General features: G+C 72.2%; 11 protein-coding genes and 1 pseudogene. 5 read left to right on the forward strand and 7 right to left on the reverse strand.

Going from position 1 to position 14492, the window contains the following annotated elements:
• Window positions 1-13: 13 nt before the first annotated feature.
• Entirely contained in the window at window positions 14-1075 is a 1062-nt protein-coding gene (locus ACIHEI_RS28730) for a TolB family protein (protein ID WP_396608698.1), read from the reverse strand.
• A gap of 235 nt (window positions 1076-1310) precedes the next feature.
• On the opposite strand from ACIHEI_RS28730, the gene ACIHEI_RS28735 reads away from it, so the two are divergent.
• Window positions 1311-2063, forward strand: a complete 753-nt coding sequence (locus tag ACIHEI_RS28735) for a TetR/AcrR family transcriptional regulator (protein ID WP_396608699.1) — start codon at window positions 1311-1313, stop codon at window positions 2061-2063.
• Complete coding sequence (locus ACIHEI_RS28740; protein ID WP_396608700.1) at window positions 2060-3427, forward strand: carotenoid oxygenase family protein; 1368 nt, start codon at window positions 2060-2062, stop codon at window positions 3425-3427. The genes ACIHEI_RS28735 and ACIHEI_RS28740 overlap by 4 nt, the downstream gene beginning before the upstream one ends.
• Here the strand turns inward: ACIHEI_RS28740 and ACIHEI_RS28745 are convergent.
• On the reverse strand, window positions 3416-4687 hold the full coding sequence (locus ACIHEI_RS28745) for a response regulator (RefSeq protein ID WP_396608701.1): 1272 nt from the start codon (window positions 4685-4687) through the stop codon (window positions 3416-3418). The two genes, ACIHEI_RS28740 and ACIHEI_RS28745, sit on opposite strands and share 12 nt — an antisense overlap.
• 433 nt (window positions 4688-5120) lie before the next feature.
• A complete protein-coding gene (locus tag ACIHEI_RS28750) occupies window positions 5121-5744 on the reverse strand; it encodes an SMI1/KNR4 family protein (protein ID WP_396608702.1) in 624 nt (207 codons plus the stop codon).
• 233 nt (window positions 5745-5977) lie between these two features.
• On the opposite strand from ACIHEI_RS28750, the gene ACIHEI_RS28755 reads away from it, so the two are divergent.
• Window positions 5978-6625 carry a CAP family protein gene (locus ACIHEI_RS28755; RefSeq protein ID WP_396608703.1) on the forward strand — a complete coding sequence of 216 codons (648 nt, stop codon included), beginning with the start codon at window positions 5978-5980 and terminating at the stop codon, window positions 6623-6625.
• 515 nt (window positions 6626-7140) lie between these two features.
• Here the strand turns inward: ACIHEI_RS28755 and metE are convergent.
• Together metE and cobF are read right to left on the reverse strand one after the other, a co-directional pair.
• Window positions 7141-8818 (reverse strand): annotated as a pseudogene (gene metE, locus ACIHEI_RS28760) (5-methyltetrahydropteroyltriglutamate--homocysteine S-methyltransferase); the annotation flags it as partial.
• Between the two features lie 59 nt (window positions 8819-8877).
• Window positions 8878-9639: a precorrin-6A synthase (deacetylating) gene (gene cobF / locus ACIHEI_RS28765; RefSeq protein WP_396608704.1), complete on the reverse strand. Its 762-nt coding sequence runs from the start codon at window positions 9637-9639 to the stop codon at window positions 8878-8880.
• Window positions 9640-9920: 281 nt separating this feature from the next.
• Between cobF and ACIHEI_RS28770 the strand changes: the two genes are divergently transcribed.
• Entirely contained in the window at window positions 9921-11171 is a 1251-nt protein-coding gene (locus tag ACIHEI_RS28770; RefSeq protein WP_396608705.1) for a hypothetical protein, read from the forward strand.
• Between the two features lie 280 nt (window positions 11172-11451).
• Here the strand turns inward: ACIHEI_RS28770 and ACIHEI_RS28775 are convergent, their stop codons facing one another.
• Window positions 11452-12138: a hypothetical protein gene (locus ACIHEI_RS28775; protein ID WP_396608706.1), complete on the reverse strand. Its 687-nt coding sequence runs from the start codon at window positions 12136-12138 to the stop codon at window positions 11452-11454.
• 320 nt (window positions 12139-12458) lie between these two features.
• Window positions 12459-13679, reverse strand: a complete 1221-nt coding sequence (locus ACIHEI_RS28780; RefSeq protein WP_396608707.1) for an MFS transporter — start codon at window positions 13677-13679, stop codon at window positions 12459-12461.
• 94 nt (window positions 13680-13773) lie between these two features.
• Here ACIHEI_RS28780 and ACIHEI_RS28785 point away from each other — a divergent pair, with 94 nt between their 5' ends.
• The gene (locus ACIHEI_RS28785) at window positions 13774-14445 is read left to right on the forward strand and encodes a hypothetical protein (protein ID WP_396608708.1); all 672 of its coding nucleotides are present in this window, start codon (window positions 13774-13776) and stop codon (window positions 14443-14445) included.
• Window positions 14446-14492 lie beyond the last annotated feature (47 nt).

Below are 14492 nucleotides of genomic sequence, written 5' to 3' on the forward strand. Positions count from 1 at the left end.
GAACCGGTGGGCGTCAGTTGGCGATGATCACGGGCGAGGAGGCACCGGCCACCAGCAGGTGGGGTCGGCCGGTGCCGTCCGCCGGGACGGACCAGAGGTCGGTGCCGTGGCCGCTCCTCGCGGGGAGGGCGTAGCCGAGCGTTCGGGCGTCCAGCCAGGTGGCGTGGTCGTTCACGGCGCGGGTCTCGGCCACGGGGTGGTCGTGCAGGTCGGCGAGGTCGAGGACGTAGAGGCGCCAGGGGTCGGCGGGGCCGGCGGAGACGCGCTTGCGGAAGGCGATCCGGGTGCCGTCGGGGGAGAGCGTCGGGCACTCGACGTTCTCCCGCAGGGTGTGTGCCGTCCAGGTCTTCAGATCGCCCTCGACCAGGTGGGTGTGGCCGTCGGCGGAGACGGTGGCGTAGAAGTGGTTGTCGTCGGCGGCGACGTTGACGCTCCAGTAGTTGAGGTCGGTGGCGTGGGAGGGGACGCCGTCGACGGTCAGCCGGATGTCCTCGACGGACTTGGCCAGGTAGCCGGAGCGCAGGTCGAGGATCGAGGTGCGGCTGGCGTAGCCGGCGGTGGCGTGGGTGCCTCGGGTGACGGTCGTCCAGGACAGCACGTGCCCGGACGGGGAGACCCGGGCCCGGTTCGGGACGCCGGGGAGGACGAGGGTGTGCAGCCGGTGGAAGTGCCGGTCGTAGATCACCGCTTCCGTGCAGGCGGGCCGGCCGGGCTTGATGCGCAGGCACAGGGCGCGGTCGCCCGCGGCGTAGAAGCGTTCGCAGGACGGGCCGCCGACCGTCGCCGGGCCGTCGCCGCCGCGCGGGGTGCGGGCGATCCGGCCGGAGGCGGCGTCGCGGTAGTAGAGGCCGGGTTCGTCGAGGGTGAAGGTGGCGTCGGCGGGGACGATCCGGTGCGGGCCGTCGCGGTGGCAGGTGTGCAGGGCGAACCCGAGTGCGGCGCCGAGCGTCGTGACCACGATCACCACCAGGACCACCAGGCGGGCCGCGGCCGTCGGCCGCTCCGTCAAGTCCGGTGCGGAGCCGGTGTCTTGGGTGGCGTCGAATACGTCCCCTGGTGTGGTCTCGGTCGTCATGAGGGTTTCCCTTCGGGCGGGATGCGCCGGCCGGCGGTGAGGGGATGCGGCCCTACACCATGGGTGGGCCGCGCCGAGCCGTTTCCTTCGGAGATTAGGTGAAAGGAAAGTTTCCTACCAGTAAGTCCGGATAAGTCGCCACCGCGAACTGCCGTACGGGAAAGGCAGGCTGACGACGCAACGGATTGTCGGAAAGTGTGGGTAACGCTGTTACCGGCGGGCTACGGTGTTACCCGTGAACACGCCCTACCAGGACGCCCAACGCATCGGCCAGAGTGCCGTGCGGACCGCGATCCTCGACCACGCCATCGACCTCCTGGTCACCGAGGGGCCCGCCGCGCTGACGATGCGCCGGATCGCCACCGGCATCGGTGCCTCGACCAAGGTCCTGTACACCATGTTCGGCGGGAAGGAGGGCCTGGCCGACGCGCTCTACCGGGAGGGGTTCGCCCGGCTGAGCCGCGCTCAGCAGCAAGTCCCGCGCGCCGCCGACCCGTTGACCGTATTGAACGACCTCGGCACCGCTTACCGCGCGCACGCCCTCGCCGAACCCGCCTACTACCGGGTGATGTTCGAGCAGGCGGTGCCCGGCTACCGGCCCGGACCGGAGGCGCTGGCCGACGCCGACCACGCCTTCGACGCCTCCGTCGCGGCCGTCCGGGACTGCATCGACGCCGGCGTCTTCGCGCCCGGCGACGCGCACGAGATCTCCAAGCTCCTCTGGGCGGCCGCCCACGGCGCGGTGAGCCTCGAACTCGCCGGCCACTTCCCGCCGGAGAGCGCCGCCCACCGCTTCGACGCACTGATGGCGGCGGTGGGACGGGCGTTCCTCGCCGAACCGCACGGACGGTTTCCGAGCGGCCCGAACGGACCTTCCGCCGTCGAAGATCCCGCCGCCCCACCGCACGGACAAGGACGGCCGGCATACGGACCTTCCGCCGTCGGAGATCCCCCCGCCCAACCGCACGGACAAGGACAGCCGGCATGACGATCAACCGCTATCTGACGGGCAGCTTCGCCCCGGTCACCGAAGAGATCACCGCCCACGACCTGCCCGTCACCGGCCGCATCCCGGCCCACCTGAACGGCCGCTACCTGCGCAACGGCCCCAACGCGCTGGGCATCGAGGACCCCGCCGCGCACATCTGGACCCTCGGCCCGGGCATGGTGCACGGCGTCCGGATCCGCGACGGCCGCGCCGAGTGGTACCGCAACCGCTGGGTGCGCTCGGCCGCCGTCGCCGACCACCTCGGCGAACCGCGCCGCGGCACCCCCGTCGACCCCCGGCTGGACTTCGCGCCCAACGTCCAGGTCGCCGGGCTGGACGGCCGCACCTTCGCGCTGATCGAAGGCGGCATCCGCCCCTACGAACTCGGCTACGAACTCGACACCCTGGGCCCCTGCGACCTCGGCGCCACCCCCGAGGGCTACAGCGCCAACGCGCACTCCGTCTACGACCCGCACACCCGGGAACTGCACTCGCTCGCATTCCGGTACGGCACCGAGCACGTCCAGCACATCGTGATGGACCACCACGGCACCGTCCGCCGCACCACGCTGATCCACACCCCGGGCAATCCGTACATGCACGACTTCGCGCTCACCGAGCACCACGTCGTCCTGTTCGACGCCCCAGTGGTGTTCAGCCCCGCCCACCTGTCCACCGGCGTGCCGTTCACCTGGGACGACACCCACCAGGCCCGCGTCGGCATCATGCCGCGCAGCGGCGGGCCGGTGCGCTGGTTCGACGTCGCCCCCTGCCTGGTCGGCCACACCCTCAACGCGTACGAGGACGGCACCGAGGTGGTGATCGACGTGGTCCGCCACCCCGAGGGCTTCACCATCCGCGACTTCGGCCGCAGCCGCCCCACCCTCGACCGCTGGCGGATCGACCTGGCGGCAGGCAGGATCCGCGAGGAGCGACTGGACGACCGCACCCAGGAGTTCCCGCGCGTCGACCCCCGCCGGGTCAGCCGCCCGCACCGCTACGGATACGCCGCCGCGGCCGAACTGTATGCCGCACCCACCGGCCCCGACGACCCGCGCCCCAACGAGGGGTTCAGCAGCGCCCTGCTCAAGCACGACCTGCTGCGCGGCACAGTCGAGGCCCACGAGTTCGGCCGGTTCGGCGCCGTCGGCGAGGGCGTGTTCGTCCCCGCCGAATCACCCACCGCCGAGGACGACGGCTACCTCATGGCGTACGCGCACGACCCCGAACGCGGCGCGGCCGACCTGGTCATCCTCGCCGCGCAGGACTTCGCGGGCGAACCCGTCGCCCGCATCCACCTGCCCGTCCGGGTGCCGCTCGGCCTGCACGGCAACTGGCTACCTGACGGAGCATCAACTCACTGACGGCGCACCGGCCTTCGGGATCACGGCGGTGGTGCTCGCGATGGTGTGCCGGGTCGGCGCGGGGAGCGTGGCGTGGCGGCGCCGCTCACGGTGCAGCTCGACGTGCACGGCGACCTTCGCGCGCAGCGCCCACGGATCGACCGGCTTCGGGATGAAGTCGACCGCGCCCGCCGCGTAACCGCGCATCGAATGGTCCGGATCCGTGCCGATCGCGGTGACGAAAATGATCGGGATGTCGCGGGTCCGGGCCCGGCGCTTGATGGCCGCGGCGGTCTCGTAGCCGTCCATCCCCGGCATCTGCACATCCAACAGGATCACCGCGAACTCGTCCGGCTCCAGCAGCGCCCGCAACGCGTCCGGGCCGGACGCGGCCCGCACCAGCCGGTGGCCGTGCGGCCCCAGGACGGCCTCCAGCACCATCAGGTTGTCCGGCCGGTCGTCCACCAGCAGCACCTTCGGCGGCGGACCCTCCTCCAGCGGGCAGGCCGGCTGCAAGGGGATGTCCGCGAGGCCCTGCTGCTGCTCCACCAGGGCGAGTTGACGCTCGAACAGGTCGCACCGGGTCTCCGCGCAGGCCGCCCGCTCCCGGGCGCGGGCCAGCTCCTCAGCCAGCCGCTCCACCTCCTGGGCCAGCGCGTCGCGCTCGGCGAGCAGGTCGGCGCGGTCGGGCGTCGTGGGTGGTTCGGTGTGCTCCTGCGGTGCGGACGGCTCGGGGCGGTCCGGCGGTGCGGGCAGCAGGGGCCGGGACTCCAGGCGGACCAGCCGGGCGTCCAGATCGGCGATGGTCTGCCGGGTGTCGTCCAGCGCGTGGTCCAGCTGCTCCTCGCGCGCCCCCGCCCGGCGGGCCTCCCGGTCCGCCGCCTGCAACTGGCCCTCCAACTGCTGCACCGCCCGGCCGATCGACGCCGCCGTCTTCAGCGCCGCCACATGCCTGCGGCGCAGCCCCTCCAGGGCAGGCGGGTCGAGCCGGGTTCCGCAGTCCTCGTCGAGGTGGTGCAGCAACTCCTCGACGAACTGCCACGGCGCGATCCGCGACCCCGCCAAATACCGGGACAGCGTGCCCGGGTTGAGATAGCACCGGGTGGCGTACCGGCGCACCGAGATACCGAGCTCCAGGAACAGCTCCCGCAACGTCTCCGCGAACTCCCGGCACTCCCTGTTCAGTTCACGATCCAGCGGCAGGAGCCCGCCGTCCCGGACAGGCCCCGCCATCACGCTCCACACCCCCGTCGGCCGTTCGTCGATCCGCCGGGTCGCCATGTACGCCGCACCCGAATCCTCCACCCGTACCCGCCGGCCCGTCACGGGCCGGTCGCGCCAACCCCGGCCGCCGCTGCGCCGGGGGTGGACAGCAGCATGCCGGATCGTGAGGGTGTTGCGCGCCCCGCAACACGCGGACGCGCCGGACCGGCAACAGGACTGGTGTCCCGTAATTTTGAGGTGGTATCAGATTGACGAGCCGTCAACCAGCTGTCGGGTCCGCCGCTTTCCGCGCCCCGCGTGTTCATCCGTACGGGCGAGGGCGGAGAGCCTGCGAGGCCGTTCACGTGAGCGGCGCGGCTCCGCTCAGAGGCTCAGCCTGAAGCCCTCGTGGTGAACCAGCCCGCACCCACACCGCTCGGCCCGCTCGACCGCCAGCCCCATCAACTCCCGCCCATGGGGGCCGACCCCAGTGCGTCCAGGGTGCCCTTGATCACTGAGTCGCCGACTCGCACCGCTCGAGCCACTCGAGGTACCAGGTGCCAAAGGTGTGGCGGTTTCCCGCCGCGTCGACGCACGGCTCGAAGGGCGGGTTGATGGCCTGCTCCCGGTCGCGGAGTTCCCCGCGATGCGGGCCGACGACGATGAGCCAGCCGGTTGCCCCACACCCGTCGTTGCTGATGTGGATCGCACCCCGCCCGCGCTCCCGGTACCGGCGTTCGTCGCCGGCCCTGCCGAAGGCCCTGCGGAAGTCGGAGCCGTCGTCTGCGCCTTGGGGCGTGGGCTCGTATCCGGCGGCTCGAAGGATTTCCGCCTGGCGGGTCGGCCAGTCCTCGGTCTCGACGAACGGCCCGCTGGAGTCCAGCAGCCAGCGCAAGGTCTCGTCGTCGTCCCAGACCCACCCCCACCTGCCGTCGACTCGGCGCAACGAGGTGAGCTCGAACCACGGACCTGGGCCGTTCACCCCGACCTCGGCCAGGAACGAGCGGTAGTCGGCGGGGAGTTCGACACCGCACTGCGCCTCGACCTCCGCGATCTCGTCGGGAGTCAGGACGGGTTCGAACGTCGGATGCCGAGAGGGCGCGAGGCCACGCGCACGCCGATCCGCCTCCTCCACGGCGATGACCCGCTCCCGGACTGACGACCAGTCGATCCTGCTGTTCACGACGCTCCTTCTCGACGACGGGCGGACTGTAGCGCCCGCCACCGACACACTGGGCGGACGTACCGAGGCTGTAACAACGATTGCGCAGGTCCGGGTGCGCGCCGCACCGTCGGCCGGGTGCCGTGCCCTGGGGGAGGTGAGGGCGTTAAGCAGGGCAGCTGGATCAGCGTGAGTAGGAGGACTCCTTGATTGCACCTCAGGTCCGCAGGGTTGCCCTGGCGGCGGCTGCGGCGGCCGTGGCGATGATGACGGTGATGCAGCCCGCGACGGCTGCCGGTCCGGTGCGGCGTGCGTTCGCCGACCGGACGGACAACGGGTTCCAGAGCGACTGCCTCACGGCCATCAACGCGTACCGGGCCAAGCACCAGGCGCCTCCGCTCGCAATCGATCCGGAGATCGTGGAGTACGCCAAGTCCCGCGCACAGAAGATCTCCCAGCCGGGCGGCTTCCAGCACGACGGCCTGGCCCGTGCGTATGGCGAGACCCTGAGCTGGAGCTCGTTCGCCGGCGACAACCCCGAAGGCGGCTACACGCCGGACGGTTGCAAGGACGCGGTGGACTCCTGGTACGCGGGGGCCGCGTCCTACGACTACAGCAAGCCCGGTTTCTCCCGCGAGACCGGCAACTTCACCCAGCTGGTGTGGAAGTCCACCACGAAGATCGGCTGCGCCCGGGTGGGCGGACTGCGTGCCGGCGGCCCCGACAAGGACGGTTACTTCTGGTTCGACACGTACATCGCGTGCGACTTCGCACCGCGCGGGAACTCCGCGGCGGATCCGAAGGACCCGGGCAAGTCGTACCGGGAGAACGTCCTGCCGGTGGTGAGGTCGTAGGGCGGTCGTCAGAGCTGAATTCCGGCCGAGAACCAGGGCGGTGTTCAGCCGTCCCGCAGGATGCTGTGGGCGATCGGCGGGTGCACGCGCAGCAGCGCCAGCAGGGCGCGGGAGGCGCCACCGCGACGACGGGGCGGCCACGTTCGATGCCCCGGACGGTCGCGGTGGCGGCCTCGGCGGCCGAAAGCTTGCGGACCGCGCCCGTCCGGCCCGCCGTCATCGCCGTGTCGACCAGGGCAACACCACCTCCTGCACCCGCACGGACGGCGTGTCGGCCTGCACCTGGTAGCGCCGCGACTGCACCAGCGTGTGCACGGCGGCCTTGGGTGCGTACCCCCGTGCTCGAACACCTGCACCGCGAACTGCTCGCCCACCTCCACCGCGCCGGCTGCCCGACGGCGCTCGCCGCCGCCCGCCGGCCGTGGACGCCGAGACCGGACGGCGGCTGTGGGAGCTGTGGGAGCTGTCGGAGCGGCTGACCGGCGTCCGGTTCGACGTCTGAACCACCGGGGCCGTCAGCCCGACAGCTCCGCGCGGAGGGTGTGGGCGGCGGCGACCAGGCTGTGGAGCGCGGTGCGGGTCTCGGGCCAGCCGCGGGTCTTCAGGCCGCAGTCGGGGTTGACCCACAGGCGCTCGGCGGGGACGGCGGTGAGCGCCAGGCGCAGCAGCAGGACGGTCTCGGCGGGGAACGGAACGCGCGGCGAGTGGATGTCCCACACGCCCGGGCCGACCTCGGCCGATCAGTCGGCGGCGGCCAGCTCGTGGGCGACCCGCGTGTGCGAGCGGGCCGCCTCCAGGGAGATCACGTCCGCGTCCAACTCGCCGATGGCGCCCAGGATTTCGCCGAACTCGGCGTAGCACATGTGGGTGTGTGGATCTGGGTGTCGGAGCGCACCGGCGAGGTGGCCAGCCGGAACGCCCCGGTCGCCCAGTCCAGGTACCCGGGCCACCCGGCCCGGCGCAGCGGCAGCGCCTCGCGCAGCGCCGGCTCGTCCACCTGGATCACCGCCGCGCCCGCCGCCTCCAGGTCGGCGACCTCGTCGCGCAGCACCAGCGCGACCTGCCGGGCGGTGTCGGCGAGCGGCTGGTCGTCGCGGACGAACGACCAGGCCGGCATGGTGACCGGTCCGGTCAGCATGCCCTTGACCGGGCGGTCCGTCAGGTTCTATGCGAACGCGTACCAGCCGACGGCATCGGGGACGGGCGGGAGATGTCACCGGCCAGCACCGGCGGCCGCACGTACCGGGTGCCGTAGGACTGCACCCAGCCGTGCCGGGTGGTCAGGTAGCCGGTGAGCTGTTCGGCGAAGTACTGCACCATGTCGCTGCGCTCGGGTTCGCCGTGCACGAGCACGTCCAGGCCGGCCTGTTCCTGGCAGGCGATCACCTCGCGGATCTCGTCGGCCATCCGCGCGCGGTAGTCCGCCTCCTCCAGCAGTCCGGCGTTCAACTCGGCGCGGGCGGTGCGCAGTTCGTCGGTCTGCGGGAACGAGCCGATGGTGGTGGTGGGCAGCGGCGGCAACTGGAGCCGGGCCCGCTGGGCGGCGGCGCGGACGAGGTGCTGGTCGGCGCGGCGGGTGTCGGCGTCGGTGACGGCGGCGGCGCGGGCCCGGACGGCCGGGTCGCGGGTGATCGGGGATGCCGCGCGGGACGCCAAGTCGGCCCGGTTGGCGGCGAGTTGGGCGACAATGGCGGAGGTCCCCGCGCGCAGGGCGCGGGCCAGCAGGGCCGTCTCGACGGCTTTCTGCCGGGCGAACGCCAGCCAGCGGCCGATCTGCTGGTCCAGGTCGCGCTCGGCGACCACGTCCAGTGGGACGTGCAGCAGCGAGCAGGACGGGGCGACGTCCACCCGGTCGGCCAGGCCGAGCAGGGTGGAGAGGGTGGCCAGCGACTTCTCCAGGTCGTTGATCCACACGTTGCGGCCGTCCACGACGCCCGCGACCAGCCGCTTGCCGGGCAGGCCGCCGACCGCGGCGAGATCGGCGAGGTTGCCGGCGGCCGGTCCGGTGAAGTCCAGCGCCAGACCCTCGACCGGGGATTCGGCAAGTACCGGCAGGGCCTCGCCGAGGCGGTCGAAGTGCGAGGCGACCAGCAGTTTCGGACGGTCCGTCAGCGCGCCGAGGTCGCGGAACGCGCGGGCGGCGGCGTTCAGTTCGGCCGGGGTGTGGTCCTGGACGAGCGCCGGTTCGTCCAGGAAGCGGACGGGTGGGGGAGTTGGGCTCCGCACCCGTCCGCTCGATGGGGTGTGCGGGGTCAGTCCTCGGTGCGGCGCAGCAGGTAGCTGTCCATGATCCAGCCCTTGCGTTCGCGCGCCTGCTCGCGCAACTCCGCGATCCGGTCCGCCTGTTCGGCGAGCGGACCGGAGGCCAGGATCTCGTCCTCGGTGCCCAGGTAGGCGCCGTAGTGGATGTGCACGCCCGCCGGGTCGATCTTGGTGAACGCGGCCTGCCCGTCCAGCATCACCACCGCGTCCTCCGAGCCCGGCCCGAAGCCTTCGGCGGCGAGGCGGCGCCCCGTGGTGATCCGCACCGGCCGCGCGGTGCGGGTCAGGGTGGTGCGGTGACGGGCGGCCAGGACCGAGATGCTGCTGATGCCGGGGATGACGGTGTACTCGAACTCGGTGCGGCCGCGCGCCAGGATCCGGTCCAGCACGGCGGTCACACTGTCGTACAGCGCCGGGTCGCCCCAGACCAGCAGGGCACCGGTCTCGCCGTCCGCCAGCTCCTCCATCACCGCCTGCTCGACCAGATCGGCCCGCCGCTCCCGCCACTCCTCGACGGCCTCCCGGTACGCCGCAGTGCTCCGGTCGCGCGCGGGGTCGATCAGCTCGACCACCCGGTGCCCGGGCCGCCCGTGCTCGGCGATCATCTGTCGCCGCAACCGGATCAGGTCCTGGCGCTCCTCGGGCTTGTCCAGGAGCAGGAACGCATCCGTGCGGCCGATCGCCTTGACCGCCTCCAGAGTGAGGTGGTCGGGATCGCCCGCGCCGATGCCGATGACGAGAAGGGTACGCATGACGCCGATTCTGCCTGGTCCCTCCCGCGCAGCCGCAGGTGGGAGGCACGTTGGGGAACGGATGCCCCGTCAACCAGCTGCCGCCTTCGAACTCGGCCGGGTGTCGTCCTTCCGCGGGGGCCGATCCCGAGGGGCGCGGTGGACCACGGCGGTGCAGGGGTGGGCGAACGGTTTTCGGCCCCGATCCGGCGGTAACGCCGCAGGTGGGACGCGGTCTGTTCACGGACCCGGCGGCCTGCCAGGCTCACCGCGCCGGACACCGACCAAGAGGGGCAACGGAGATGACAGGACTTCGGCAGACACTGACCAGATGGATCGCGGTGATGGCCGTCCTGCTGGGCGCCGTCACGCTTGTGAGCGCGCCGACGGCGCAGGCCGCCACGGCAGTGGCACAGGGTGCTCCGGCGGTGGCACAGGCCGCTCCGGCAGTGGCGCAGGGAGCGACGACCACCATCTGCGGGTACACCCCCGTCCCCGCAGGCTGGGTGATCACCAGCGAGAACTGGGCCGGGTGCAGCGGCTACGGGCTGTTCACCATCACGGAGTTGGGCGACGCCACCACCATCCAGGCCTGCTCCAACTCGCCCGTCCCCGACCACTGGGTGATCACGGCGATGCAGACCGGCCCGACCTGCGGCAGCAGTTACCCGCTGTACTCGCTGCTGAAGGTCACCACCCAGACCACGCTCCAGGACTGCGCGCAGTCCGCGATCCTCCCCGGCTGGGTGATCACCGCGGTCCAGACCGTCTCGCCCGCCTGCGGTACCTACGGGACGTACACCGTGACGCTGATCCCGCCCACGGCGACCTCGTACCAGGCCTGCGCGATGTCGCCGATCCAGGACGGCTGGGTGATCACCTCCTCGCAGAACGGCGCCGGCTGCGGCAACTACCCGCAGTACTCCCTGCTGAAGGTCACCACCCAGACCACGCTCCAGGACTGCGGCCAGTCCGCGATCCTCCCCGGCTGGGTGACCACCGCGATCCAGCCCAACTCGCCCGCCTGCGGCACCTACGGGACGTACACGGTGACGCTGGTGACCACCCAGACCTCGCTCCAGGTGTGCTCCAACTCCCGCATCCCCGACGGCTGGGTGATCACCACGATGCAGAGCGGCGCCGGCTGCGGCAGCTACCCCAGGTACTCGCTGGTCAAGGTCGCCGACCAGACGACGCTCCAGGTCTGCGGCCAGTCCGCGATCCCGGCCGGATACGTCATCACCCAGGTGCAGAGCAACAATTCGGCCTGCGGCACCTACAACGTCAACACCCTGACGAAGGTCACCACCCAGACCAGCCTGACCGTCTGCGGACAGTCGCCGATCCCCGCCGCCTGGGTGATCACCCAGGCGTTCGGCAACTCCGGGCTGTGCGGGGTCTACACCGTGTACACGCTGACGAAGGTCACCACCCAGACCAGCATGGTGGTCTGCGGCCCGTCCCCGATCCCGGCCGGCTGGGTGGTCAGCAACCAGGTCAACGGCTCCCAGTGCGGGACGTACACCGTGCTGCTCATCACCAAGACCTCCTGACCCTCCGCCCCGCGCGCCGGGCTCTCACCTGCGGGGCCGGCGCGCGGGCTCCACGGTTCCCACAGCGGGAACGGGTTTCAGCGGGCATGAGTGGAACGGCTTCGGCTCGCCGGAGTGAACGGGACGGGCGGACCCGGGTCCTGGTACGCGGTCGGCGGTCGGCAGACGGCTGGTGCTGACGTCCGCGCATGTCGTCGTCGACCGTGTGGAGCCGCTGTTCGCCTGCGCCGAGGGGTTGGCGGTGCGGCGGGGGCTGTGCCGGCATGGGTGGTGACGGCGGTCAGTGGCAGGTCGGGTCCTGCTGGTTGCAGATCCTGAGGTTGCTGACGCCCGGCAGGCCGGCGACGGCCCGCCGTAGTTCGGCGAGGTCGGCAGCCGGAGTGCGGGGGGCGAAACGGACGTGGAGTGTGCCGCCCGGCGCCCCGCCGGTCTCGGTCAGGTAGACGCTGACGGCGCCGTGGCCGAAGTCCGAGGGGACCGGGGTGCTGTGGCCCCTCTTCAGGAGGGGGCTGCCCTCCTGGACGGTGGCGAGGAGAACGTCCGGCTCGAGGAAGAACGGGGTGCCGAGCGCCCAGCCGGCGAAGCCCAGGGTTGCTGCCGACACCACGATGCCGTACGTCATCGGCAACCGTGGGGGCCGGGGACGGGCCTGGCTTGCCGCGATGAGAAGGACGAAGCTCGCCGGCATCAGCACGAACAGCGCGAAGAGGAAGCCGAGAACGGAGACGGCGAACAGTGCCCAACCGGTGATCAGGCAGCTTGTCCGGAAGGCGGCCGCGTCCCGCGTGAACAACGGCGCGGTGGTGGCCGCGGCTCCGAGCCCCACCATGCCGTCGAAGGGCGCCCCGGGGACGTAGACCACTATCCAGAACACGGCAGGTGCGGCGCACAGCACCGCCAGCGCCGCCAGGATCCGCCCCGATCGAGGTACCCGGTCCGACTGCTCCACAGTGTCGACGGCTTCCATGTTCCCCCCGCTATTGAACGCGTTCAAATCCGATGGCGGGACGGTATCAGACCCGTCCCGCCGCCGACAGCGGCACCGGACCGCCGAGGGCTGAGGGGGCGTCAGTTGACGGTGTCGGCTGCCGAGTGGCGTGGACCTCGGCCTGACGCTGGAGCAGTTCCGGCGGGGGGAGACGGTGACGGAGGGGCGGCTTGTCGAGCGTCCGGCGGGGCCGATGCCGCGGGAAGCGGGTCGGCGAGCGTCTTGAGGGTTTCCCGGAGGCGGTTCACTGACGGGGCGTCGGGCGGGTGGCGCCGCCGCCACCGCCCGTCCCCGACCGTTCATCGCCTGGCGTCCTCGTCGCGGTGATTCCGTAGTACCGCGGGCGGGCGGACGTTGCGGCGCAGCAGGTAGATGCCGGAGGCGGCCGCCAGGGCGGCCATGCAGGCGGCGAAGACCAGGCCGGCGTGGGTGAGGCCGAGCGGGCCGCTGAGCAGGCCGATGCCGATCACCGGTACCGAGATGCCGAAGTACGCCACCACGAACAGCGCCGACAGCACCCCGCCGCGCTCCTCGGCGGGGGCCGCGTCCGCCACTTCGCCGACGGCTCCGCGCAGCCCCATGCCCTGGCCGGTGCCGCCCACCAGCGCGGCCAGGACGAGTGGCGTCAGGGTGTCGGTGGCGAGGGACAGGGCGAGCAGGCCGAGTCCGGCGATCAGCACCAGGCAGCCCAGCGGGATCGCCCGGGCCGCGCCGAGTCGGGGCACCAGCAGCTGGCCGCCGGTGGACGCGAAGAACGCCAGGCAGACGATCGCGCCGACCGCGGCGTGGTTGTGCACGTCCAGGTCTTCGGCGAGGAACGCCGGGCTGACCGAGGTGAACACCCCGAGCAGCGAGAACCCGGCGAACGCGGCGATCCCGGCCGGCACGAACACCCCGCGCACCTGCGGCGGCAGACTCGGCCGGCGCGGGCGCGCCGCGCGCAGCGGTTCGGCGTCCGGCACCGTCTCGGGCAGCGGCCAGGTGACGGCGAACGAGGCGGCCAGCAGCGCCAGATGGACCAGGTACGGCAGCGTCAGCGGGTGGGAGGTGTACTCGGCGAGCAGCCCTGACAGCAGCGGGCCGAGGCCGAGGCCGCCCATGTTCGCGGCGGTGGCCACGAACCCGGCGCGGGCCCGGCGGCCGGGCGGGGCGAGTTCCAGCACGTACGCGGTGGCGGTGCCGGTGAACAGGCCCGCCGACAGTCCGGACAGCAGCCGGCCCAGGAAGAGCAGCGGCAGACCCCCCTCCGCCAGGAATGCCACCGCGGCCGCCGCCGCGCAGCCGAGCCCGACCAGCAGCACCGGGCGCCGCCCCACCGCGTCCGAGACGTTGCCGACCAGCAGCAGCACGCCGATCACCCCGAACGCGTAGACGGCGAACACCACCGTCACCATCAGCTCGGAGAAGCCGATCTGCTCCTGGTACAGCCCGTACAGCGGCGTGGGCAGCGTGGTGCCCGCCATGCAGACGGCGAACGCGCCCGCCGCCCCCAGGTACCCCGAACGCTGACGACCGGTCATGCGCCCCACGTAACCACGGGCCCGCCGCCCCCGCTCCCGGGCGGAGCGAAGGCACAGGTCAGGGGTGTCGGTGACGCACTGTTGAATGGGCGCCATGACTGTTCGTGAACTGGTGTCCCTGCTGCCCGAACCCGCTGTGCTGCGCGACCGCTGCCGGGCGATCGCCATGCTCGACGTGATCCTCGACGGGTACGAACTCGTGCACACGTTCGTGCCCGGCTGGCGGGAGGGCGTGGATCTGGCGCGGATGGAGAACGGCGGGGGCGACCTGTACGCGATCGTGTTCGACCCGGCCGGGGTGTTCCTCTACGGCTTCGACCACGAGAGCGACGCGACGCCGTGGCGGGAGGAGGACCGCGCGCACTGGCCCGGGTTGCTCGACGGGCTGCCCGCTTCGCTCGCCCGCTACGCGAAGGAGCCGGAGTTCCAGTTCGAGGGGTTCTTCGACGCCTCGGTGTGCGCGTGGCGCGAGGCCGGTGACAGCGCCTGGCGGTGCGGGCCGGTGGAGTTCGGCCCCCACGAGTCGGACGGCGGCGGCTGGCTGTTCGACCTCGTCGTGGACGGGAGCCCGGACGCCTTCGTGGGTTTCGCCGAGTACTACTACGAGCGGCCCGTCGATCGGGACGCGGTGGCAGCCGTCCTGGCGGGCGCCCCGCTGACCCCGGCCGTCGTCGCGTCACTCCGGGCCTCGGCGGACTTCGACATCGTCGCCGGGCAGGCCCGCAAGCTGGGTTGGGCCGTCGTGGGGGAGGCTGCCGCCGGGTGAGTGAGACTCGGGGATTCGGGGCCCGGCCTGCGGGGGAGTGGGTGGGG

It is taken from the genome of Kitasatospora sp. NPDC051984, from assembly GCF_044593455.1.
Lineage (GTDB): Bacteria > Actinomycetota > Actinomycetes > Streptomycetales > Streptomycetaceae > Kitasatospora.